The 23,809-nt window shown below is 64.5% G+C and carries 21 protein-coding genes and 1 pseudogene; 16 read left to right on the top strand and 6 right to left on the bottom strand.

All coding sequences use genetic code 11. The features are described from left to right. Positions 1–2 precede the first annotated feature (2 nt). Positions 3–998 carry a tryptophan--tRNA ligase gene (gene trpS, locus LZ016_RS03300; RefSeq protein WP_241447439.1) on the top strand — a complete coding sequence of 332 codons (996 nt, stop codon included), beginning with the start codon at positions 3–5 and terminating at the stop codon, positions 996–998. 79 nt (positions 999–1,077) lie between these two features. After that, positions 1,078–1,773 (top strand): DUF4136 domain-containing protein, encoded by a 696-nt coding sequence (locus tag LZ016_RS03295; RefSeq protein WP_241445829.1) that lies wholly within the window; start codon positions 1,078–1,080, stop codon positions 1,771–1,773. A 385-nt stretch (positions 1,774–2,158) separates the two neighbouring features. On the opposite strand, the gene dnaA is transcribed toward LZ016_RS03295, so the two are convergent. The 3 genes from dnaA to mutM all read right to left on the bottom strand — a co-directional run bounded on the left by dnaA (position 2,159) and on the right by mutM (position 5,103). Beyond that, positions 2,159–3,559, bottom strand: coding sequence for a chromosomal replication initiator protein DnaA (dnaA, locus tag LZ016_RS03290; protein WP_241445827.1), 1,401 nt, complete (start codon positions 3,557–3,559; stop codon positions 2,159–2,161). 366 nt (positions 3,560–3,925) lie between these two features. Continuing rightward, entirely contained in the window at positions 3,926–4,189 is a 264-nt protein-coding gene (rpsT, locus tag LZ016_RS03285) for a 30S ribosomal protein S20 (RefSeq protein ID WP_241445825.1), read from the bottom strand. 107 nt (positions 4,190–4,296) lie between these two features. Next, a complete protein-coding gene (mutM, locus tag LZ016_RS03280) occupies positions 4,297–5,103 on the bottom strand; it encodes a bifunctional DNA-formamidopyrimidine glycosylase/DNA-(apurinic or apyrimidinic site) lyase (RefSeq protein ID WP_241447438.1) in 807 nt (268 codons plus the stop codon). A gap of 46 nt (positions 5,104–5,149) precedes the next feature. Here mutM and LZ016_RS03275 point away from each other — a divergent pair, with 46 nt between their 5' ends. The 6 genes and pseudogenes from LZ016_RS03275 (at position 5,150) to LZ016_RS03250 (ending at position 10,970) form a co-directional block, all read left to right on the top strand. Next, the gene (locus tag LZ016_RS03275) at positions 5,150–5,878 is read left to right on the top strand and encodes a class I SAM-dependent methyltransferase (protein ID WP_241445823.1); all 729 of its coding nucleotides are present in this window, start codon (positions 5,150–5,152) and stop codon (positions 5,876–5,878) included. Beyond that, positions 5,875–7,407, top strand: a complete 1,533-nt coding sequence (ubiB, locus tag LZ016_RS03270; protein ID WP_241445822.1) for a 2-polyprenylphenol 6-hydroxylase — start codon at positions 5,875–5,877, stop codon at positions 7,405–7,407. Before LZ016_RS03275 ends, ubiB begins: the two co-directional genes overlap by 4 nt. Before the next feature lie 190 nt (positions 7,408–7,597). Next, the gene (locus tag LZ016_RS03265; protein ID WP_241445821.1) at positions 7,598–8,506 is read left to right on the top strand and encodes a hypothetical protein; all 909 of its coding nucleotides are present in this window, start codon (positions 7,598–7,600) and stop codon (positions 8,504–8,506) included. 97 nt (positions 8,507–8,603) lie between these two features. After that, positions 8,604–9,781 (top strand): annotated as a pseudogene (gene coaBC / locus LZ016_RS03260) (bifunctional phosphopantothenoylcysteine decarboxylase/phosphopantothenate--cysteine ligase CoaBC). After that, positions 9,778–10,215 (top strand): dUTP diphosphatase, encoded by a 438-nt coding sequence (gene dut / locus LZ016_RS03255; RefSeq protein WP_241445820.1) that lies wholly within the window; start codon positions 9,778–9,780, stop codon positions 10,213–10,215. Before coaBC ends, dut begins: the two are co-directional and overlap by 4 nt. Further along, the gene (locus LZ016_RS03250) at positions 10,212–10,970 is read left to right on the top strand and encodes a HesA/MoeB/ThiF family protein (protein ID WP_241445819.1); all 759 of its coding nucleotides are present in this window, start codon (positions 10,212–10,214) and stop codon (positions 10,968–10,970) included. Before dut ends, LZ016_RS03250 begins: the two co-directional genes overlap by 4 nt. Here the strand turns inward: LZ016_RS03250 and topA are convergent. From topA to plsY, 3 genes are read right to left on the bottom strand one after another with little or no spacing between them, the layout of a single operon-like run. Further along, positions 10,967–13,435, bottom strand: coding sequence for a type I DNA topoisomerase (gene topA / locus LZ016_RS03245; RefSeq protein ID WP_241445818.1), 2,469 nt, complete (start codon positions 13,433–13,435; stop codon positions 10,967–10,969). The genes LZ016_RS03250 and topA overlap by 4 nt on opposite strands. Before the next feature lie 50 nt (positions 13,436–13,485). Further along, complete coding sequence (gene dprA, locus LZ016_RS03240) at positions 13,486–14,574, bottom strand: DNA-processing protein DprA (RefSeq protein WP_241445817.1); 1,089 nt, start codon at positions 14,572–14,574, stop codon at positions 13,486–13,488. Then, entirely contained in the window at positions 14,567–15,160 is a 594-nt protein-coding gene (gene plsY / locus LZ016_RS03235; RefSeq protein ID WP_241445815.1) for a glycerol-3-phosphate 1-O-acyltransferase PlsY, read from the bottom strand. The genes dprA and plsY overlap by 8 nt, the downstream gene beginning before the upstream one ends. Before the next feature lie 73 nt (positions 15,161–15,233). On the opposite strand from plsY, the gene murI reads away from it, so the two are divergent. The 8 genes from murI (at position 15,234) to LZ016_RS03195 (ending at position 23,725) form a co-directional block, all read left to right on the top strand. Beyond that, positions 15,234–16,022: a glutamate racemase gene (gene murI / locus LZ016_RS03230; RefSeq protein WP_241445813.1), complete on the top strand. Its 789-nt coding sequence runs from the start codon at positions 15,234–15,236 to the stop codon at positions 16,020–16,022. Between the two features lie 73 nt (positions 16,023–16,095). Continuing rightward, the gene (hemA, locus tag LZ016_RS03225) at positions 16,096–17,307 is read left to right on the top strand and encodes a 5-aminolevulinate synthase (RefSeq protein ID WP_241447437.1); all 1,212 of its coding nucleotides are present in this window, start codon (positions 16,096–16,098) and stop codon (positions 17,305–17,307) included. A gap of 113 nt (positions 17,308–17,420) precedes the next feature. Next, on the top strand, positions 17,421–19,145 hold the full coding sequence (locus LZ016_RS03220; protein ID WP_241445811.1) for a hypothetical protein: 1,725 nt from the start codon (positions 17,421–17,423) through the stop codon (positions 19,143–19,145). Between the two features lie 541 nt (positions 19,146–19,686). Then, entirely contained in the window at positions 19,687–20,025 is a 339-nt protein-coding gene (locus LZ016_RS03215; protein ID WP_241445810.1) for a sensor histidine kinase, read from the top strand. Positions 20,026–20,744: 719 nt separating this feature from the next. Continuing rightward, complete coding sequence (gene rpiB, locus LZ016_RS03210) at positions 20,745–21,197, top strand: ribose 5-phosphate isomerase B (protein ID WP_241445809.1); 453 nt, start codon at positions 20,745–20,747, stop codon at positions 21,195–21,197. Continuing rightward, positions 21,197–22,501, top strand: a complete 1,305-nt coding sequence (gene glyA / locus LZ016_RS03205) for a serine hydroxymethyltransferase (RefSeq protein ID WP_241445808.1) — start codon at positions 21,197–21,199, stop codon at positions 22,499–22,501. Before rpiB ends, glyA begins: the two co-directional genes overlap by 1 nt. A 16-nt stretch (positions 22,502–22,517) precedes the next feature. Next, positions 22,518–22,997 (top strand): transcriptional regulator NrdR, encoded by a 480-nt coding sequence (nrdR, locus tag LZ016_RS03200; protein WP_241445807.1) that lies wholly within the window; start codon positions 22,518–22,520, stop codon positions 22,995–22,997. Further along, positions 22,994–23,725 (top strand): RNA methyltransferase, encoded by a 732-nt coding sequence (locus LZ016_RS03195; RefSeq protein WP_366512879.1) that lies wholly within the window; start codon positions 22,994–22,996, stop codon positions 23,723–23,725. Before nrdR ends, LZ016_RS03195 begins: the two co-directional genes overlap by 4 nt. The last annotated feature ends 84 nt before the right edge of the window (positions 23,726–23,809 follow it).

Here is a 23,809-nt window from a genome sequence, read left to right as displayed (position 1 = left end):
CCATGCGTGTCGTTTCCGGAATTCAGCCCACGGGCGGATTGCACCTTGGCAACCTGCTTGGCGCGATCCTGCGCTGGGTGCGCATGCAGGAAGAGGCCGAATGCCTCTTCTTCCTCGCCGACCTCCACGCGTTAACCATCGACGTCGCTCCCGGTGAGCTGCGCTCGAACATTCGCGAGATGGCCGCGGCGCTGATAGCCAGTGGCATCGATCCGGCCAAGTCGATCCTGTTCCAGCAGAGCGCCATTCCCGCGCATCCGGAACTCGCCTGGATTTTGCAGTGCACCGCCCGCGTGGGCTGGCTGAATCGCATGACGCAGTTCAAGGACAAGACCGGCAAGTCGCGCGAAGGCGCCAGCGTCGGGCTCTACACCTATCCGGTCCTGCAGGCGGCCGACGTGCTTCTCTACCGCGCCACCCACGTGCCGGTTGGCGAGGACCAGAAGCAGCACATCGAGCTCGCCCGCGACATCGCGATCAAGTTCAACACGGATTACGAAGTCGAGCTGTTCGTTCCGCCCGAGCCGTTCATCGGCGGCGGCACGGCGGCTCGCGTCATGAGCCTCCGTGACGGCAGTGTGAAAATGTCCAAGTCCGACCCGTCGGACATGAGCCGCATCAACCTCACCGATAGCGACGATCAGATCTCGCAGAAGATTCGCAAGGCGAAGACCGATCCGGAGCCGCTGCCCGACGATCCGGCGCTGCTCGATGCGCGTCCTGAAGCCAAGAACCTGGTCGGTATCTACGCGGCCGCGACCGGCGAGAGCGTCGAGCAGGTGCTGGCTCGCTTCGCGGGTCAGGGCTTCGGCGCGTTCAAACCCGCGCTTGCAGACGCCTTGGTGGCTCTCCTCCATCCGCTGCGTACTCGGCTCGACGAGCTTCGTACGGATACGGCGGAACTCGACCGGCTGCTGGGCGACGGTTCCGCGCGCGCGGCCGAGCTTGGAGCGCCCGTCCTCAAGGAAGCCTATCGCGTGGTCGGCCTGTCGCGCTGAAAACTCACTTCATCGCCAGTTAAGCCGTCAGCCTTCAAGGTTTTGTGCATCTCAGAGTTTTCCCCGTTCGAGGTGTAAAATGCGTATCCGTAACATCGCCGCCGCAGCTCTGCTCGGCGTCGCGGCGCTGGGCGTCTCCGGTTGTGCGACCGGCTTGCCCGCCAACGTCACCCGCTATTCCGCAATGCCGATCCCGCAGGGGCAGAGCTTCTACGTCGTTCCCGCGAACGGCGCACTGCCGACGCTGGAGTTCAACCGCTTCGCCGCGCAGATCGCGCAGCAGTTGGAAGCCAAGGGCTATCGTCCTTCCGGCGCTCCGGCTGGCGCGGACATGCTGGTCAAGGTCTCGTACGGCGTCGATGGAGGCACGCGCGAGGTCACCGTCGATCCGTTCGCGCGGTCGCGGTATTACAGCCCGTTCTATCACGGCTTCTACGACCCGTTTTACGGCGGCTTCTATGGGCGTCCGTACTACTCGCGCTTCGGCTATTACGGCGCGCGCTCGCCCTTCTACTGGGGCTGGGACGATCCCTACTGGTACGGCTTCGGGCCCGACCCGATCCGCCAGTACGTCGTCTACAAGAGCGAGCTGAATCTCGACATCGTTCGCCGCACCGACAGTGCGCCGCTGTTCAACGGCAGGGCGGCTGCACGTTCGCAGACCGACGAACTCGGAACGCTGGTGCCGAACCTCATCGAGGCGATGTTCACCAACTTCCCTGGCACGAACGGGGAGACAGTGAAGATCACCGTGCCGGCAAAGAAGCGCGCTTAGGAGCGACTGCAATCAAACAGATAGGCCCGTCCGGTTCGCCGGGCGGGCCCTTTCTTTGGCTCAAGAGCCTCGGCGCTCGCCGTCACGGCGTTCCATTTGGCGCCGACCGGGTTTGTCAGGGTCGCTCTGCCTGCGCTGCGTCTGGCGGCGCTCGTCGCCTGATCTCCGGTCCGTGCCGCTTCTGCGATCCTCGCCCGATCCGTCCTGCACCATCCGTCCTCCCGAACACCGAGGCCATGGCGTGTCGCACGTCCCTTATCACGGTTTGCTGACACAGCGTAGCGTACGCTGAATGCGAAAAGGCCCGGCAGGATTGCGCCTGCCGGGCCTTTTCCCCTCGGCCGTTGGGGCGACCGAAATACCCCCCTCCCGGAACTCGGGACGCTTACCCTTCGAGCTGGCGCGTCAACAGGCGAATGTCCGCATCTAGCTCGGCGTCACTGGCGCGGAGCTTCTCGATCTGGCGTACCGCATGGATCACGGTTGTGTGGTCGCGACCACCAAAGCGGCGGCCGATGTCCGGAAGGGACTTCGGCGTCAATTGCTTTGAAAGATACATGGCGACCTGGCGCGGACGAGCGACTTCACGGGCGCGGCGCGCAGAGGTCATCTCCGCCTTGCGGATGCGATAATGCTCGGCGACTTGCCCCTGGATTTCGTCGATCGTGATGCGACGCTGGTTGGCGCGCAGGACGTTGGCGAGAACCTCCTCGACGAAGGCAATGTCGATCGCTCGGCCGGTCATCATCGCATAGGCGGCGATGCGGTTGAGCGCGCCTTCGAGCTCGCGAATGCTCGACGTGACGCGGCGGGCGAGGAACTCGACCACGTTGCGCGGCATGTCGACCGCCGGAAGAGCCGCCAGCTTGGTCTCGATGATGTTGAAGCGCAGCTCGAAATCGGCCGCGTTGATGTCGGCAACTAGGCCCCAGGACAGGCGGGACAGGATGCGCGGGGCAATCCCGTCGAGATCCTGCGGGGCGCGGTCGGACGTAATCACCAGTCGCCGGCCGGCGGTGATGATCTCGTTCATCGTGTGGAAGAATTCTTCCTGCGTCGAATCCTTGCCGGCGATGAACTGTACGTCGTCGATCAGCAGCAGGTCCGCGTTTCGCAGCCGCTGCTTGAAACCGATCGTGTCGTTTTCCTTCAGCGCACGAATGAACTCGACCATGAACTTTTCGGCCGACATCGAAACGACTCGGGCCGAACGATTCTGCGCCAGGAAGGCATGGCCGATCGCGTGCAAAAGGTGCGTCTTGCCGCGGCCGGTGCCGCCATGAATGAACAGCGGGTTGAAGCTGACGGTCTTTGCGGTTGCAAGCGTCTTCGCAGCCGTCGCGGCGACTTCGTTCGCCTTGCCGATGACGAACGTCTCGAAACGGTATCGCGGATCGAAGTTCGGTGCCTGCGGGTCGCGGCCGCGAGCAGCCGGTTCCGGCGCTTCTTCCAGGATCAGCAACGGCGTCGGGCGCGGGCCGTCCGAGCTCGCGACGACGCGAACCTCGCGAACGATCGGGAGCGTCGCCTTCCATGCAAGGGTCAGGCGATCGCCGAAATGCGAGCGAACCCAATCGGCCATGAACTGGCTAGGCATGACGACGTCGAGTGCGCCCGTAGCGGGATCGAAATCGCCCAGCGCTGCCGGCTTCAGCCAGCCGTCGAACGTGCGAGCACCCAGATCACGCCGAAGTCCCGAACGGATCGATTCCCAGGCGGCCTCGAGCGGTGCGGCGACCTGCCCTTCCGTCCGCTCTTGGCACGACTCCGAACGTTGCCCCTGCACTGGCTCGCGCCTCCCTGAGTTCCCCGATGCCAGAGACAAAAAGAGGGCGTTCCGACCAACACGAGTCGGTCGCTTTTAGCTTCTTCTCTCTCTAGCCCCCCGGCGCAGATTCGCGTCCGGAAAGTTCGTTTTGAAAGTCTGCGGCTACTGTTTCAAGCGCGATTTTTCACATGAATGAAATAATCAGCCTTGACACCGGAAACGCGGGACTTTTGGCTGGAAACGGCGGAAAACCGCCAATTTCGTGGTAACCACGAAGTTAACATTCCCGCGAATCGCGGGAATTGCTGCATTTTTTTGACGCGCAAAAAACAACGGGCCGCCGGCACCGCCGACGACCCGTTTCACATTCGAGACTAATGCCTGTTAGCCGAGAGCGGCGACCCGCTTGGCCAGGCGCGAAATCTTTCGCGAAGCCGTATTCTTGTGGAGAACACCGCGGGAAACGCCACGCGCCATCTCCGGCTGAGCCTTGCGCAGCGCATCGGCAGCCTCATCCTTCTTGCCCGAAGCAAGCGCCGTTTCGACGGCCTTGATGAAGGTCCGGATGCGGCTGATGCGGCTGTGGTTGACGGCTGCGCGCCGGTCGTTGCGGCGGATGCGCTTCTTGGCTTGCGGCGTGTTCGCCATGAATATTCCTCTAAAACCCTGTGGCTCAATGAAAAAGCGGCGCGTAGCCCATCAGGCCGCGCCGACACGCCGCTCCCCTAGCGAGGGAGGTCCGAATCGTCAACCTGTCACCGCTGGCAGCGCGGACAGTAGAAGGTTGACCTCCCGCCCTGCACGATTCGCTTCACCGTTCCGCCGCAGGAGCAGGGCTTTCCTTCCCGGTCGTAGACGGCAAACGCCTTGGAGAAATAGCCCAGCTCACCGTTGGGCGCGGCATAGTCGCGAAGCGTCGATCCGCCCGCCTCGATGGCTTCGGCCAGAACCTCCTTGATCGCCACTACGAGCCGCTCGAGCCGTGCGAGCGAGACAGACCCCCCGGGCCGCCGGGGATGGATGCCCGCGCGGTAGAGCGCTTCACAGACATAGATGTTGCCCAGCCCCGCGACGATGCTCTGGTCGAGCAGGAGCAGCTTGATCGCGGCGTTCCGCCCGGCGAGCTTTCGCTGCAGCTCACGAGCCGTGAGATCCATCGGCTCGGGCCCGAGAGCGGCGAACGCCGGCCACGCGGCAAGCTCGTCGGTGGGAACGAGGTCGAGCGAGCCGAACCGCCGCGCATCGTTCAGCGCGAGGCGCCTACCCTCGTCCGTCTCGATGACGAAATGATCGTGCTTGTCGAGCTCGGCCGGGTCGATCCGCCATTTCCCGGACATGCCCAAATGAAAGACCAGAGTATCTCCCCGATCGGTGCTGATCGTCCCGTATTTCGCGCGACGCCCCAAGTCAGTGACCCGTGCGCCGGTCAATCGCTGGCCCAAGTCAGGGGGCAGCGCGCGCCGGAGGTCCGGCCGGCGCGGTTCGACACGGACGAGCTTCCGTCCCTTAAGGACGCGCTCCAGTCCGCGGACGGTGGTTTCAACCTCGGGAAGCTCCGGCATCGGCGCGATATGGCGGAGCAGCCGCAAGCCCGCTAGAGCCCCGCCGATGTCGGATAAGGTGAGCTTCGGCGAAGAGCTTGTAACGCCCGCGGAAAAGACGCGCCGCGTCGGCGAAGTCTTCAGCTCGGTCGCGCGCCGCTACGACCTGATGAACGATCTGATGTCGGGCGGCCTGCACCGCCTTTGGAAGGATCGCTTCGTCAATCGCGTGAAGCCGCGCGCCGGCGAGGACATCCTCGACATGGCCGGCGGGACAGGCGACGTCGCGTTCCGCATGGCGCGCCGAGGAGCCCGCGTCACGGTCTCCGACATCAACGCCGACATGCTCGAAGAAGGCAAGAAGCGCGCCGAGGCCCGCGATCTCGACCTTCGCTGGCAGGTCGAGAATGCCGAAGCCCTCACGTTCGACGATGCGCAATTCGACGCCTACACGATCGTGTTCGGCATTCGGAACGTTACCGACATCCCTGCCGCTCTCCGCGAAGCCCATCGCGTCCTGAAGCGCGGCGGGCGCTTCTTCTGCATGGAATTCTCGTCGAGCGACTGGCCCGGATTTTCGCAGCTGTACGATCGCTGGGCGGACAATGTGATCCCGAAGCTCGGCAAAGCGTTCGCCGATGATGAAGCGAGCTACAAATATCTCGTCGAATCCATCCGCCGTTTCCCGCGTCCGCTGCAGTTCCGCGCCATGGTGACGGAAGCCGGTTTCGTTCGCGCGGCGGCGGAGCCGATGCTCGGCGGGCTGGTGACCATCCACAGCGGGTGGAAGATTTGACTTCTTCCACAACGCATCTGTGGCGCCTGATGAAGTGGGGCCGGACGCTTGCGCGCCACGGTGCTCTTCGCGGGATTCAGAACGATCCGCTGACGCCTGCACCCGTCCGCTCGCTCATCTGGTTCATCAGTCTCGGCGTCCGACATCCATCGGTCCCCGACTATGCGGCTGCACTTCAAGAAATCGGGCCCGCCGCAATCAAGCTGGGCCAGGCCCTGTCGACGCGCCCCGATCTTGTCGGAGCAAAGGCGGCCGAAAACCTGTCCCAGCTCCAGGACAATCTCCCCCCCGCCCCCTTCGCGGCGATCCGACAGACAATCGAGTCATCGTTCGGAGCGCCGATCGACAGCCTGTTTTCCGAGTTCGAAGAGACACCCATCGGCGCCGCCTCCATCGCCCAGGTTCACCGCGCGGTGACGACCGAGGGCCGCGTGGTCGCCGTCAAAGTCCTTCGCCCGGGCGTCGAGCAGGACATCGCCAAGGCGATCGACACCTACGAATGGGCGGCGGCCCACGTCGAGACTATGGGCGACGAAGCGCAGCGCCTTCGTCCGCGTCTTGTGGTCGCCCAGTTCAAGCAATGGACCGCACGGGAGCTCGATCTTCAGCGCGAGGCGGCGAGCGCGTCCGAGCTTCGCGAGAACATGGTCGCCGAGCCGGGTTATTACGTGCCGGAGATCGACTGGCGTCGGACTGCGCGCCGCGTGCTCACGCTCGAATGGCTCGACGGCATCAAGCTCAACGATCGGGAAGCACTGATCGCCGCCGGTCACGACTGCAATGCGCTTGCCGCGATCCTCGTCCGCGCGTTCCTGAGGCAGGCCGTCGTGGACGGATTCTTCCACGCCGATCTCCACCACGGAAACCTCTTCGCGCTGAAGGATGGGCGCATTGCCGCCATCGACTTCGGCATCATGGGCCGGATCGACCGCCGCGCCCGCATGTGGCTTGCCGAGATCCTCTACGGCCTCATCACCGGCGACTATCGCCGCGTCGCCGAAATCCACTTCGAAGCTCAGTACGTTCCTTCGCACCACAACGTGCAGGAATTCGCGACCGCTCTCCGCGCCGCAGGCGAACCGATCCGCGGGCTTCCGGTGAAGGAAATCTCCGTCGGCCGCATGCTCGAGAGCCTGTTCTCGATCACCCGCGACTTCGACATGCCGACGCAGCCGCACCTGCTGCTGCTGCAGAAGTCCATGGTCATGAACGAGGGCGTGGCGACCGCGCTCGATCCCGACATCAACATGTGGGAGACCGCGGAGCCCTTCCTCCGCGAGTGGCTGCGGTCTGAACTGGGTCCGGAGGCCTACTACGCCGACCGGCTGATCGAGCTGGTCCGCGCGGCCAAGCTGATCCCCGAACTGATCCAGCGAATGGACCAGTATTACCCGCCATTCGGGGCTGCTCCCCCGCCCCCTCCTCTTCCGGAAATCGCCATTATCGAGCGGCGTCACTGGGGAATGTATGCGGCAATCGGCATCGTCGCGGCGGCCGTCGGCGTGGTAGCGACCCTGGTTCTGATCTGAGCGGATAGGGGCTCCAAATCAGCCCTGGCCTGAAGAAGTTCCGGCCGACTCGGCGGCATGCGTCCGCCGGTTGTAAACCTACGCCAAGTCACTGGAATTAACCGGAACGTCCGCCGTTGCCTGTCCGTTGGAATGACGTGGGCATCAGCCCCGACCCCATTGGATTCACCTCATGACAGGAGGCCTCGAAATGGCGAGAGGATATGGAGATCAGGGAGGCCGCGATTTCGGCGGCGAAAACCGCGAGCGATGGCGCGATGAGGACCGCGAGCGGTCGCACCGCAGCGGCGGCCGCGACGAGGACCGCGGCTTGTTCGAGCGTGCGGGCGAAGAAATTCGCTCATGGTTCAGCGATGACGACGATCGCTCCGGCCGCGACCAGGAGCGCGGGCGTTCCGGCGAGCGCAGCTATGGCCGTATCGGCCGCGGCGGTTCCGACTATATGAACCAGGATCGTGGCCAGCAGGGCCGCAGCTCCTGGGATCGCGACCAGAACCGCAATCAGGACCGTGCCTACGGCCCGTCTCGCGGCGGCGGCTACTGGAGCGAATCCGGCAATCGTGACCGCTCGAGCTCGTCCAACCGCGGCTTCGGCGGATTCCGCGACGAAAGCGACTTCCGCGGGCAGCACCGCCGGGACCATCCGCAAAGCTGGGGCGAGGCCAATCGCGGTGAGAACGAGTCGCTCGGCTACAGCGAATATAGCGGCACGCTGGGCGGCTTCGGCAACCAGACGTTCGGAAGCAGCCAGGACGATCATTATCGCAGCTGGCGCGACCGTCAGATGTCGCAGCTCGACAAGGACTATGGCGACTATTGCCGCGAACGCGAGCAGCAGTTCCATAGCGACTTCGACAGCTGGCGGCGCAAGCGCCCTAGCCAGAGCCCGCTTAACCTCGGGCCGAGCGACGAGCTCGGCGTCAGCTCGAACGCCGGCGTTGGAACTACAACGGCATCGATGACCGGCACGGGCGGCCAAGGCTCAGCCTCTGCGGGCGCCACCGGAACAGGCGGCTCGGTCCAGGCCGATACGACCGGCTCGACGGAAACGTCGGACACCGGTGGCGGAAGCGGCCGGGGATCGCGATCCCGCACCTAATTGACGCTTCGTCACGGAAGGAGGCGGGACCCTTAGCGGGTCCCGCCTTTTTTCGTGCGCACTCGACTTGCGGGCGCGCTAGGGGCATTTGCTCCTCATGGCGCGAGTACTGCTGATCGTCGGCGGAGGAATTGCCGCTTACAAGAGCCTCGAGCTCGTACGGCTGTTCAAGAAAGCTGGGCACGACATCACGCCGGTCCTAACCCGTGGCGGAGAGCATTTCGTCACGCCGATGGCGTTGGGCGCGCTTGCGAAGAACGTCGTCTACAATTCGCTTTGGGAGCTCAAGGACGAGATCGACATGGGCCACATCGAGCTCAGCCGCTCGGCCGATTTCGTTCTCGTCTGCCCGGCGACCGCCGATTTACTCGCAAAGATGGCGGCGGGGCTGGCGGACGATCTCGCAACCACCCTCCTCCTCGCCACCGACAAGAAGGTGGCCGTCGCACCCGCGATGAATGTCCGCATGTGGCAGCACCCCGCCACCCAGCGGAATGTCGCCCAGCTCAAGGCCGACGGCGTGGGGGTCATGGAGCCCGATGAAGGCGAAATGGCCTGCGGCGAGTACGGCCCCGGTCGCCTGCCGGAGCCTGAAGCCATCGTCTCCTGGCTTTCCTCGAACGGATTCCTCGGCGCGAAGTGAGCCTCGTCGGCAAGCACGTCCTGATCACGGCGGGGCCAACCCACGAGCCCATCGACCCGGTGCGCGTGATCGCGAACCGCTCTTCCGGCCGTCAGGGTTTTGCCATCGCTGCTGCAGCGGAAGAGCTGGGCGCCCGCGTGACCCTGATCGCCGGCCCCGTCTGCCTCGATACGCCGCGCGACGTAACGCGCATCGATGTCGAGACAGCGGAGCAAATGGCGGACGCCGTCATGGCCGCCCTGCCTGCCGACGTCGCGATCATGGTGGCGGCCGTCGCGGATTGGCGGGTCGAGGTCTCGCCGAGCAAGCTCAAGAAGGGCGACGGTCCGCCGAAGCTGAAGTTCGTCCCGACCCGCGACATCCTGGCCGAGCTTTCATCGCACGTGCAGCGGCCGCGCCTCGTCATCGGCTTCGCGGCCGAGACGAATCGCGTGGTCGAGAACGCCATCGGCAAGCAGGTCGGCAAAGGCGCGGACTGGATCGTCGCGAACGACGTCTCGGGCGACGTCATGGGCGGAACGCGCAATCGCGTGCACCTTGTCACCGCCGATTCCGTCGAGGATTGGCCCGAGGATTCGAAGGAAGAAGTCGCGCGGCACCTCATCCGCCGCGTCGCACAGGAGTTTGCATGATCGAGATAAAGTTGACCCGCCTGCCCCACGGCGAGGGCCTGCCGCTGCCCACCTATGCGACCGAGCATGCAGCGGGGCTGGACGTCGTCGCAGCCGAGAATCTGGTGCTTGAACCGGGTCGGCGTCACGCGGTTGCCACCGGGTTCGCGATCGAGATCCCGCATGGAAACGAGGTTCAGGTCCGTCCCCGCTCCGGCCTCGCTCTCAAGAACGGCATCACCTGCCTCAACACGCCGGGCACGATCGACAGTGACTATCGCGGCGAGGTGAAGGTCATTCTCGCAAATCTCGGCAGCGAGCCTTTCGAGGTGAAGCGCGGGGAGCGCATTGCGCAACTCGTCCCAGCCCCTGTTCTCCGGGCGCACTTCACCGAAGTGCACGAGCTTGCCGAGACAGCGCGCGGCAGCGGGGGGTTCGGAAGCACCGGGCGGTGACCGAACTCAGCGACGACGAACTCGAACGGTACGCAAGGCACATCGTCCTTCCGCAAGTTGGAGGCATTGGTCAGCGGCGGCTAAAGGCGGCCAGCGTCGCGATCGTCGGCGCGGGCGGCATCGGAAGCGTGGTCATCTCCGCACTGGCAGGCGCTGGTATCGGGAAGCTGACGATTATCGACGATGACGTCGTCGACCGCACGAACCTCCAGCGGCAGCCGATCTTCCGCAACGATCAGATCGGTCAGTCCAAAGCGGTGCTAGCCGCGAAATTCGTCCGTGCACTCAACCCGTACGTCGAGGTCGACCCGATCCGGCAACGCCTGATCGCCGACAACGCCGAGACGCTCCTCGGAGGTCACGACCTCGTCATCGACGATTGCGACAATTTCGCGACACGGCTGGTCGTGGGCGATAAGCTCACCCGCCTCGGCATCCCGCTCGTGTCGGCCGCAGCGGTCCAGTTCCAGGGCCAGGTCGCGTTCTTCCGCGGCTGGGAAGCGGACAAGCCCTGCTACCGCTGCTTCGTCGGCGATGCCTTCGACAGCGACGATTGCGATACCTGCGCCGAGCAGGGCGTCCTGGGAGCGCTGACGGCCACGGTCGGCGGTTTCGCCGCGCTCATGGCCATCCGAGCGATCGTCGGCATCGGCGGAGACGTCGCGGGCAGCCTGTTCCTGTTCGACGGAGAAGCCCTCGACTGGCGGAAGATCCGCCTGCCGAAGGATCCGCGCTGCAGGACCTGCTCGGCCTAGCCCTTCTTCTTCCGCGCCGGCTTCTTCTTGCCCTTCGACGGTCCCTTGGCCTCCTTCGTCTGGATCCACTCGACCGCCTGCTCCAGCGTGACCGCCTTCGGGTCCGAGCTCTTGGGCAAGGTAGCGTGCGTCGTGCCGTCGGTGACGTAGGGCCCGAAGCGGCCGGACATCACTTTGATCTCCTTGCCGCTCGACGGATGCGCGCCGAGCACTGCAATGGGCTCACGCGATGCACCCTGCCGGCGACCGCCACCCGCCGCGACATCGGCGAGCTTCGCCACTGCCGCGTTCATGCCGGTCTCGAACACTTCGGCGGTCGAGTGCAGTCGCGCATATTTGCCGTCATGCTCCAGATACGGCCCGTACCGGCCGATCGACGCCTTGATCGTCTTCCCCGTCTCCGGATGCGCGCCGATCTCGCGCGGCAGCGACAGCAACCGCTCCGCCATGTCGACATCCACATCCGCGACCGGAACATCCTTCGGGATCGACGCCCGCTTGCCGTCGCGCTCGAGATACGGGCCGAAGCGTCCGCTCTTCAGCTCGATGCCGTTGCCGAGGTCCTGCGGGCCTTCGCTCGCCTGATCGCCGCCCGGCTGGCCGAACTTCTGCGTGTATCGGCATTCCGGGTAGTTCGAGCAGGCCACGAACGCTCCGAACTTGCCGCCGCGAAGCGACAGCCGCCCGTTGCCGCACGCCGGGCAAACCCGTGGGTCGCTCCCGTCAGGCTTCGGCGGGTACAGCCAGGGCGCGAGGAACTCGTCGAGAGCCGCCGTCACTTCCGAGGGCTTCTGCTCCATGACTTCGCCCGCCTTCGGCTGGAAGTCGCGCCAGAATTCCTGCAGCAATTTCTGCCAGTTGAGCCGACCGCCTGAGACGTCGTCGAGCTCTTCCTCGAGCTCCGCCGTATAATCGTAGCTGACGTACTTCTCGAAGAAGCGCTCCAGGAACGCAGTGACCAGCCGCCCGCTCTCCTCGGGGATGAACCGCGCCTTCTCGACGCGGACATATTCGCGGTCCTTCAGCGTCTGCAGGATCGACGCATAGGTCGAAGGCCGGCCAATCCCCAGCTCTTCCAGCCGTTTGACCAGGCTCGCCTCGGAATAACGCGGCGGCGGCTGCGTGAAGTGCTGCGTCGCCTCGACGCCGGTCTTCAGCGGCGCATCGCCCTCACGAAGCGCGGGCATGCGCGCACCTTCCTCGTCGTCCCCCTTCTCGTCGCGCCCCTCTTCGTAGAGCGCTAGATAGCCCGGGAAGAGAACAACCTGGCCGGTTGCGCGAAGCACCGCCCTGCCCGTCCCGTCGGTCAGCTCGACGGTCGTGCGCTCCAGCCGCGCCGAAGCCATCTGGCTCGCCAATGCACGGTTGTAGACAAGCTCGTAGAGCCGGGCGTGATCGCCTGAGGCCGCCTTGGCGCGGCTGAAGTCCGTCGGCCGGATCGCTTCGTGCGCTTCCTGTGCGTTCTTTGCCTTGCTCGTGTAGCGGCGCGGCTTGTCCGGCACGAATCCGCTGTCGTAGCGATTGGCGATGGCCTTGCGGGCGGCGCTGATCGCCTCCTCGGCCATGTCGACGCCGTCCGTACGCATGTAGGTGATCAACCCGTCCTCGTAGAGCGACTGGGCGACCCGCATCGTGTGGCTTGCCGCGAAGCCGAGCTTGCGCGCGGCCTCCTGCTGCAGCGTGGAAGTCGTGAACGGCGGCGGCGGGTTCCTGGCGAATGGCTTGGTCTCGACGGAGGAGACGGTGAAACGCCCGGCCTCGACCGCCGCCTTGGCAGCGTCGGCTTCACTTTTGCTGCCGATCGACAGGCGGTCCAGCTTCTTGCCGTCGAGCTGGACGAGACGCGAAGAGAATTGCTGGCCATCCGCCTCGAACGTGGCGCCGACCTGCCAATATTCCTGCGCCTTGAAGACCTCGATCTCGCGCTCGCGGTCGACGATCAGGCGCAGCGCAACCGACTGGACGCGCCCGGCCGACTTTGCGCCCGGAAGCTTGCGCCACAGGATCGGCGAAAGCGTGAAACCGACCAGATAGTCGAGCGCGCGGCGCGCGCGGTAAGCATCGATCAGATCCTCATCGAGGTTCCGCGGATTGCGCATGGCCTCGGTGACGGCCGCATTGGTGATCGCGTTGAACGTCACCCGCTGGACGTCCTTCGGCAGCGCCTTCTTCTGTCGGAGCACTTCCTGCACGTGCCAGCTAATCGCCTCGCCCTCGCGGTCGGGGTCCGTCGCCAAGATCAGCGCGTCGGCCTTCTTGGCCTCGTCCGTGATGAGCTTCAGCTGCTTCGACCGGTCTGGCGAGACCTGCCACTGCATGTCGAAGTCATGCTCGGGATCGACCGATCCGTCCTTCGGCGGAAGATCGCGCACGTGCCCGTAGCTGGCGAGCACACGGTGCCCCCCGCCCAGATACTTTTCGATGGTTTTCGCCTTCGCCGGCGACTCTACGACGACCAGTTTCACAGGATGTTCTCACGCATACGCGTAAAGGTGGGGTGCCTCGAATCCGTCCGTCAAGCCGGACGAAGGCTGACCTTTCCGCCGGCGTGCCGGTCAAGCCGTCCGGCGAGGTCTAGCTCCAGCAAGGCCATCTGGACGGCGCCGCTCGGCGCGCCCGACAGGCGAATGATCTCATCGACGGGGACTGGGGACGGACCCAGCAGTTCCTCGACAATGCCGAGCGCTCCGCCATCGCCGTCCACCCATTCCGGTTCTGGCGGGCGGTATGGCGAGTGCGGCGACGCGAAACTCGGCTGGATCGGTCGCACCGCCTCCAGCACGTCGGCTGCATTCTGAACGAGAGTCGCGCCATCGCGGATAAGCTGGTTGCAGCCCTGCGCTCGCGGATCGAGCGGCGAGCCCGGCACTGCCATAACCTCTCGCCCCGCCTCGGCTGCGAGCCGCGCCGTGATGAGCGAACCAGACCGCGGAGCCGCCTCCACCACGACCGTTCCGAGGCTGAGCCCCGCGATGATGCGGTTGCGGTACGGGAAGTGCCGCGACCGGGGCTCGGTTCCGGGCGGCATTTCCGCGATGACCAGGCCGCGCTCGCACATCGCTTTCTGCCTCGCCTCGTTCTCAGGCGGGTAGAAGACGTCGACGCCACCGGCGACCACCCCGATCGTGCCGCTTTCGAACGCGCCGTCATGCGCCGACGTATCTATTCCGCGGGCCAGCCCGGACACAACGACTGCGCCTTGCTGTCCGAGATCGTACGCGAGCTGCCGAGCAAAACGGCACGCCGCTGCCGACGCGTTCCTCGCACCGACGATCGCCACCAGTGGCTTTTCCAGCAGACCGAGATCGCCCTTGACCGTCAGCAGCGGCGGCGCATCGTCCAGCTCGGCCAATGCCCGCGGATAAAGACCGTGCCCGAGCAGGAGATATCTCGCACCCAATGCGTCCACGCGAGAAACCTCTCGCTCCGCGTCACTGGTGGACGCCAGGCGCGGCGTTCGCCCGCCACCGCGCGCAGCGAGATCGGGCACCGCTTCCAGAGCGGCCGCCGGTGATCCGAAACGTGCGATCAACTGGCGGTAGGTTACAGGCCCGATGCCGGGCGAACGGACCAGCCGAAGCCGGTCGACCAAATCACTACGCACTCGGTCTTCTTCCTACCTTCGGTTCTGTCCCCGCCCACAAGCGGAGAATGTTTTCCTTGTGCTTCCAGATTACGAGCAGCGCGAACCCCAGGAACATGGGCAGCAGCTCCTGCTCGCCGAGAACGGCTGCACTGACGGGCGCACTGGCGGCTGCGGTCATCCCGGCCACCGACGAAATTCTCGCGACCAGCAGCAGCCCAAGCCAGATGACGGCGTAGACGACCGCTGCCTGCCACATCAGCGGAATGAGGATCCCGAGAAGAGTCGCAACGCCCTTTCCTCCCTTGAACTTCAGCCAGACCGGATAAAGGTGCCCGACCAGTGCCCCGGCCGCAGCGAAATTCTCCGTTCCCGGCCAGAAATGGCGCGCGATTACGATCGCCGCCGTCGCCTTGAGGCAGTCGAGAATGAGCGTTCCCGCTGCCAGCGGCTTGCTCCCGGTGCGGAGCACGTTGGTGGCGCCGATGTTTCCGGAGCCGATGTCGCGGACGTCGCCCTTGCCCGCCAGGCGCGTGAGGATCAGCCCGAAGGGAATCGATCCCAGAAGATAGCCCAGCGCTAGCGCGAACAGCAGTTCCGTATCCATCGGCCGTGGGTGGTAGCAGAAGGAAACGGGCCTGCAATTGCGCATCGGCAGCCCGCATGCGAAGCGCCCGCCCATGGACGCGAATTCGCCAATCCTCTTCTTCGATTCCGGCGTGGGCGGCCTGTCCGTGCTCGAGCCGACACGCGCACTGCTTCCCAACGCGCCCTTCATCTACGTGGCGGACAATGCCGGCTATCCTTACGGCAAGCGGAGCGAGGCGGAGATTGCCAGCCGCGTGCCCGCACTGCTCGGACGGCTGGTGGAGCGCTTCCATCCGCGCCTCGCCGTGATCGCCTGCAACACCGCCTCGACCATCGCACTCGATCAGGTCCGCTCGGCGCTCGACTTGCCCGTCGTCGGCACCGTTCCGGCCATCAAGCCGGCCGCCGAGCTTTCGAAGAACCGAGTCATCGGAGTGCTCGGCACGGAGGCGACGGTCCGCCAACCCTACGTCGACAACCTTGCAGCGGAGTTTGCGGCCGACTGCACGATCGTCCGCCACGGCGCGCCCGACCTCGTCGATCTGGCGGAAGCGAAGCTCGCCGGAGAAGACGTCACGGTAAAGGCCGTCCGAGCCGCAGCTCAGCCGATGTTCGATGCCGAGGCTGGCGATCGCATCGACGTCGGCGTCCTCGCCTGCACCCATTTCCCGCTGCTGTTGAGCGAACTGGAGCAGGCATTCCCGGGCGTCACGTGGATCGACGGCGGACCTGGCATCGCTCGCCGCATCGCCTATCTCACGCGAGAACAGCCGTGGCCAAGCGAACCCGAAGAAGGCATCATGGTCTTCACGGCCGAACCGCGGTCCCCGCTGCTCGGCACCCTGGCGCAATATGGAATCGGCGACGCCAGAACCATCTAGTTGCGAGTCGTTCGCAATGGAATTCACGAGAGCTCGGCGATAAGTGGCCGTCAGCGAGGATCAGCAAAAACCCGTGGATTACGACAGCATCTTCAAGGCAGCGATCGCGAAGCTGCGCGAGGAAGGCCGGTATCGCGTCTTCATCGATATCTTGCGCAACAAGGGCAACTTTCCCAACGCGCACTGCTTCGGCGGCAACGGGCCGAAGCCGATCACCGTCTGGTGCTCGAACGACTATCTCTCGATGGGCCAGCACCCCGCGGTGATCGATGCGATGGAGAAGGCGCTCCGCGAAGTCGGCGCCGGTTCGGGCGGCACTCGTAACATCGGCGGCAACACGCATTTGCACGTCCAGCTCGAGGAAGAACTTGCCTCGCTGCACGGCAAGGAAGCGGCGCTGCTGTTCACTTCAGGCTACGTCTCGAACGAGGCGGCGCTGTCGACGCTGGGCAAGCTCCTTCCGGGCTGCATCATTTTCTCCGACGAGCTCAACCACGCGTCGATGATCGCGGGGATCAAGAATAGCGGCTGCGAGAAGCGCGTCTTCCGCCACAACGACCTGGAGCATCTCGAAGAGCTGCTGGCCGCAGTCGATCCCGAAGCGCCCAAGCTGATAGCCTTCGAGAGCGTCTATTCGATGGACGGCGACATAGCGCCGATCGCCGAGATCTGCGACCTCGCCGACAAGTACAATGCCCTTACCTACCTCGACGAGGTCCATGCGGTCGGCATGTACGGCGAGCATGGCGGCGGCATTTCCGACCGCGACCAGGTCGCCGACCGGCTGACCCTGATCGAAGGAACGCTCGGGAAGGCGTTCGGCGTGATGGGCGGCTACATTTCCGCCAGCAAGACCATCGTCGACTGCATCCGCAGCTACGCGCCGGGCTTCATCTTCACGACCTCGCTTTCGCCGGTGCTCGTTGCCGGCGCGCTTGCCAGCGTTCGGCATCTCAAAGCCAGTTCGACCGAGCGCGACATGCAGCAGCGCGCGGCCGCGCAACTGAAGGCGAAGTTCACAGCGGCCAAACTTCCGGTGATGCCGAGCGCGACTCACATCGTCCCGCTTCTCGTCGGCTGCCCGGTGAAGGCGAAGCGGATCAGCGACATCCTGCTCGCCGAATACGGCCTCTACGTTCAGCCCATCAATTTCCCAACGGTGCCGCGCGGCACGGAGCGCCTGCGCTTCACGCCGGGTCCGCATCACACGGTTGAGATGATGGACGAGCTGACGTCCGCCCTGGTCGAGATCTGGGACCGGCTGGAGATGCAGCTGGCGGCGTAAAGCCTCTATTTAATCGCCATTAAGTGCTGGTAACATTCCCTTGACGAGTCGGTCAGGGGCCTCCGGTTCAGCACATGTCGATAGTGAAGGCGTTTCTCCAACCACCCGCGCGCTTGCGCAGCTTGCCCGATCATTGGGCCAATCGCCTGCGTCCGCTTTGGATGGTCCTGTTCGGACTCGCCGTTCTCACGGTCATGGTGAGCACGATCTACGCCGTCCGCGCCAGCTACTACACGCAGCCCGTCATCCATGAATTTGGCCTGGACTTCGACGTCACGACTTCGAGCGAGCTGCTCGTCGGTACCTACGCACCACAGGGCGAGACGCCGACTGTTCCCCTGAAGAACAAGGTCGTCTCGATCGATGGCAATCCGGTCCCGGCCGACCTTCAGGTGTCCCAACTCGCCAAACGGCTCGACAAGGCCGAAGGGAACCCGGTCAAAGTCGTTCTCCGCCAGCCGGACGGAAAGCTGATCGAGCTGTCGCAGGAGCGGCACAAGGTCGCCATCTCTCCCGCCGACCTGAACGAACGCAATTTCCGCATCTGGACGAGGCTGGCCACCGCGTTGTTCGCATGCGTTGCGCTGCTCGCCTGCGGAATGCTGCTCGCGCTGAGGCGGCCTAACGACCCCGTGGCTATGCTCCTGGCGTTCGCCTTCATCGCCATGGTGGCGGTGGGCGACCCGCCGATGCAATTCTGGCTCTGGACCGGCAAGCATTACGTCATCGACATATTCGGGTCGGTTTTCTTCTACCTGCTGCTCGTCGGTCTCGCGGCCTTTCCTGACGGAGTCTTCGTCCCGCGCGCGCTGCGCTGGCTGATCCCGGTCGGTATTCCGCTCGCGATCTTCGTTTCGTCACCGGCGGTGAACGAGGACCTGCAGGGCGTTGTCGCAATCGGCGGCCTGTTCGCCGTTCTTGCGTGCCAGGTCATCCGCTTCAGGCGAGAGCCAGTCGGAATCGTTCGACAACAGATCAAGTGGGCGGGCTTCGGTTTCGCGGCTGGACTACTCCTCGTTCTCGCCGCGGTCGTCTTGGCGGCAGCCATCGGCGATCAGAGCAACTTCACGCCCTTGATGAGCCTCGCGGTGCTAGTCCTTTTCAGCCTGGGCCTGGCCACCATGGCCTTGGGCCTGATCGTCGCGCTGATCCGCTTCCGCCTTTGGGAAGCGGATACCGTAATCACACGCTCGGCAGCCTACGCCGTCGTGACACTCATCGTCGGCGTGGTGTGGGCGGCCAGCTCGGATCTTGTGAAGCTCGTCATCACCGAGGTCATGGGACACGATAGCGAGGCTGGCGCAACGACCGTGGGGGCGATCATCGCCGCGGGCGTCTTTTCGCCGACTCAGTCCGCGGTGCTCGGGTGGACTCGAAAGCATTTCGGCGGCCCGCTCGACCAGATCCACGATTCCGCGAAGCGTCTGAAAAGCTGGGGCCTGACGGAATCTCCGGAAGAGGTCGCGACCCGAGCCTTGTCGATCATCGACCAGGCCGCTCATCCCGCTGCTTCGGCGATCGTGCTGGACACGGCCATGGGCCACGAACTGATCGCCGCCCGCGAAGTGACGTCCGCAGACGATTCGAAGCTGATCGAGAAGCTAACGATCGAGGATGAAGAGAGTTCGGTCGGCACGTTGCTCATTGGCCGCAGGTCGGACGGCAACCGCTACAACAAGCAGGAAATCGAGGCGATCCGGGAGATCATCCCCTCGCTCGCCGAAGCCCTCCGCGTAGCCCGCGGCCGCTTCTCCCGTGAGAGCGCCATGCAACAGCGGATGGAAGAGATGGCTGCCAGGTTGGCGCAGCTTGAAGGTGGAACACCGAAGCCGGCCTAGGCTAATGGCAACTTTCGACCCAAAGCGGACATTAGGGTTCGACTGCAGGTCGTCGCACTGAACGGCCTATCTTAATCAGGGCGACGCAATGGCCCCTGTGATTAGTGCCCCTTCGAGATTGCCGCGTGGGTTTCTGCCGGCAACAGCGCCAATGACGCTCAGGACGCATATGAAACCAGCGCAGTAGCCATGGAAGGCGATCAACAACCCCAGTAGGCGTCTGCTGCTCAGGCTCCTGTCGGAGTTCCACCCTTGCTTAGCTCCTTGGCCAATTGCGGTGGCGAGCGAAGTTGCGTGGTTATCAGGGCGTATCCATGTCGCGTCATTACGTGGCAGCGACCTTTCAAATAGCTAATGTCCGCTTTCCACCCATTCCGGACCTTACGGGAATGTCTGCTTTCGACCCAAACCAGACATAGGCTTTGGTAGGCTGCTCGGCTCAAACGTGCTAATGATGTCCAATCAGGCCACGAGACACGTTTCTGTGGGCACGGCCTGGCTGAGAGACAATCGCGCTCCCGCTTGCAAAGGGAGCAGTGCAATGGACCTCCCCGATGGCGTAGCCTTCATCCGCAACAATACGGGTGCTGAAGGCTCAATAAGAGCAAACGAACGACAACGCGTTTCACAGGACCTGCACAACGCCACTTCGCAGTTGCTGACCGCATTGCAGCTTCACATCGGGCAGCTTGGGCGTCAGGACCTTCCGACCGTCGTACCCATCATCGCCGAGATGGGCCTGCTCATCGAGGAGATCAGGGTGAGCATAAAGGAGATTGGGACGGAGCAATTGCAGGATGGTCACAACTGCTGCGAACCTAATGCGGCGATAGCTAAGAGGTTTTACGCACTCAGGCATTGGGACGCTCCGGCCTCGTGATCGAACCGGCCGAAGCTCGCAAGAATTATTCGCTTTCTAGCCGCAACAGACGGCAGCCGGGTGTCATCTGTCGACCATTCCGGATCGGATGATCCCAGGCTTCAGCGCTTAGGCGGCTCCATGCTACGCACGCATTCGTCACCTGTCTTGCCTTGGCAACCAGGGTCCAAGGGCGACGCCTCACCTACTTTCCCTTCGGCCCGGATTTCTTCGGCCAGCTTCCGATAAGGTGTCATTGCCGGCAGGCTATCCCACGGATTGGAGGAGGTCTGACTCGGCCCGCGCGGCGTTGGGGGAGCATTGGTGACGGGAGCTTTGCCTGTCTGCGCTACCGGCGGAGCCGTCGCAACCAACGCGCCGATCAATATTATGAGGTTCATGGCCGTTCCTCCTGAGACTGGGCAAACGCCCTTAGGAAACACGCATGACCGTTGGCATCCGGTATGACCCGGACGCGCCCTGCACGATCCCGGCAAATTCTAATGTCCGCTTTCCACCCATTCCTGCCATCAAGGTGGCCCGCATCCGGACTCGCAAAATAGGAATGCATTTGCTTGGCCTCGGTCATGGCAATCCTTACCCCGTCAACATGCTCGCATTCGCCTTCAAAGATGCGAGCGGAAGCGCTTCGCGCGTTGAGGAGTGAGCTTAGCGAACTTTTGGGCCGTTCGATCGCCGCAACAGTGGCGCGCTGCGGCATGGCGCGCTAGGAGGTCGGCATGCGCATTGCCCTTTCCGCGGACCACGCGGGCTTTGAGATGAAGGACCAGCTCGCCGACTGGTTGCGGGCCGACGGCCATGAGATCGTCGACCTTGGCACCAACGGTCCGGAGAGCGTCGATTATCCACGCTACGGCGCCCTCCTTGCGGAGGCTCTCGCTGACGGCCGTGCGGAGCGGGGAATCACGGTTTGCGGCTCCGGCATCGGCGTTGCGATCGCCGCCAATCGCAACCCGGCGTGCCGCTGCGCCCAAGTGGCTGAGCCGGTCTCAGCAGCGCTCGCCCGCAAGCACAACGATGCCAACGCCATTGCGCTCGGCGCCCGGCTGATCGGCCTCGAAATGGCCAAGGCCTGCGTCACCGCATTCCTCTCGAGCGACTTCCTCGGCGGACGCCACCAGCCCCGCGTCGATCAGCTCGCCAACCCCACGCACGAACAGGAACCTGCCTGATGGCTTCCGCCGCCAACCTCAACGACGTCCAGCCCGACGGTTTCTTCACCCGCAAGCTTGCCGACGCCGACCCCGCGGTCTTCGAAGGCATTAAGAACGAATTGGTGCGTGAGCAGACGCAGATCGAGCTGATCGCGTCCGAGAACATCGTCAGCCGCGCGGTTCTGGAGGCGCAGGGCTCCGTCCTGACCAACAAGTATGCGGAAGGCTATCCGGGCCGCCGCTACTATCAAGGCTGCGCTCCGTCCGACACGGTCGAGACGCTGGCGATCGAGCGGGCCAAGAAGCTGTTCGGCTGCGGCTTTGCCAACGTGCAGCCGCACTCCGGCGCGCAGGCGAACGGCGCGGTGATGATGGCGCTGCTCCAGCCCGGCGACACGATCATGGGCATGAGCCTCGCCGCGGGCGGGCACCTGACCCACGGCGCACCACCGGCTCAGTCGGGCAAGTGGTTCAACGCGATCCAATATGGCGTCCGCCAGGACGACCACCTCGTCGACTTCGACGAGGTCGAGCGGCTGGCGAAGGAGAACAAGCCGAAGCTGATCATCGCCGGCGGCTCCGCCTACCCGCGCCATCTCGACTTCGCCCGCTTCCGCGTGATCGCCGACGAGGTCGGCGCTTACCTCTTCGTCGACATGGCCCATTTCGCGGGCCTCGTTGCGGCCGGCGAGCACCCCTCGCCCTTCGGTCACGCGCATGTGGTCACGACCACGACGCACAAGACCCTCCGCGGGCCGCGCGGCGGCATGGTGCTGACCGATGACGAAGCCATCGCGAAGAAGGTCAACTCGGCGGTCTTCCCCGGCCTGCAGGGAGGCCCGCTGATGCACGTCATCGCCGCGAAGGCGGTTGCGTTCGGCGAGGCGCTGCAGCCCGAGTTCAAGACCTACGCAAAGGCCGTTATCGCCAATGCCAAGACACTCGCCAACCGTTTGAAGGAACGCGGCGCGGACCTCGTTGCGGGCGGCACGGACACGCATTTGGCGCTGGTTGATCTCCGGCCGCTCGGCCTCACCGGCAAGCACGCCGACGAGAGCCTCGAGCATGCCGGCATCACCTGTAACAAGAACGGCGTTCCGTTCGATCCGCTGCCGCCGGTCAAGACCAGCGGCATCCGCGTCGGCTCTCCGGCGGGAACGACCCGCGGCTTCGGCGAGGCGGAATTCAGCGACATCGGCGACATGGTCGCGGACGTCCTCGACGGCCTCTCCAAGAACGGGCCGGAGAATAATGGTGCGGTCGAGCGCGAGGTGAACGGTCGTGTGCGAGAACTCTGCGCGCGCTTCCCTATCTATAGCTGATGCCCAAATATAACTGATGCGATGCCCGTTCTGCGCCCACGAAGATAGCCAGGTGAAGGACAGCCGCCCGTCGGAAGACGGCGCGGCGATCCGGCGCCGGCGGCAGTGCGAAGCATGCGGGGCGCGGTTTACGACCTTCGAACGCGTCCAACTGCGCGACCTCACCGTCGTCAAAAAGGACGGCAAGCGCGAACCGTTCGACCGCGACAAGCTTGCCCGCGCCATCGGCCACGCCACTCGCAAGCGCGAAGTCGATCCGGCCAAGCTCGATCGGCTGATCAGCGGCGTTCAGCGGCAGATGGAGACGCTGGGCGACGAGGTCACCTCCGTGCGCATCGGCGAGGCGGTCATGGCGGGACTGAAGTCGATCGACCACGTCGCCTACATACGTTTCGCCAGCATTTACAAGGACTTCAGCGATCCCAGCGAGTTCGCCGAGATCGCCGAGCGGGTGGAGAAGGAAGCCGTTCCGCCCAACCACGACAAGCTGCTGTGAGCCCTCCGAAACCCGTTATCGTCCTCGTCCGTCCGCAGCTTGGCCAAAACATCGGCAAGGCGGCTCGCGCGATGCTCAACTTCGGCCTGACGGAGATGCGACTGGTGGCGCCACGGGACGGCTGGCCCAACCCCGACGCGGGCCCTTCTGCAAGCGGCGCCGATCTCGTGCTGGAACAGGCTCAGCTGTTCGACACCGTTCAGGAAGCGATCGCCGATTGCTCCACGGTCTACGCCTCGACGGTCCGCCGACGCGATCTCGTCATGCCGGTGGTCACGCCCGAGGCGATGGCCGACGCCATCGTCGGGACGGAAGGCCGAACCGCCATCCTTTTCGGACCGGAACGGTCAGGGCTCGAAACGGAAGACGTGGCGCTTGCGAACGCCATCGTCACGGTGCCTATCAATCCCGAGTTCGGCTCCCTCAATCTCGCCCAGGCGGTGATTCTGCTCGCCTACGAGTGGTCAAAGCGGTCAGAGCTCGCCGTGCCGCCTTCGAAGGAGCTCGAAATTTCGGCCCCTCACGGCGAGGTCGAAGGCCTCATCGGCCAGCTGGAGGAGGAGCTGGAAGCAAAGGGCTACTTCCACCCGCCATCTCGCACCCAGGCGACCAAGAACACGATCCGCACCATCTTCACCAAGACGGGCTGGTCGTCTCGCGAGGTGAAGGCGATCCGCGGTATCGTCCGCGCGTTGGTGAACCCGGCGCGCAACCGCTCCGAAACTTGACCTTCGGAGCCTCCTCCCCTAGGTGCGCCGCTCGCAATTGATCCCACACGTCCGGTGAAGTGGTGATCGCGTCGGGCTTCAAGT

The organism is Sphingomonas telluris (assembly GCF_022568775.1).
GTDB lineage: Bacteria > Pseudomonadota > Alphaproteobacteria > Sphingomonadales > Sphingomonadaceae > Sphingomicrobium > Sphingomicrobium telluris.
The sequence above is the reverse complement of the archived record's forward strand: the minus strand, read 5'-3'. Positions and strand labels throughout refer to the sequence as shown.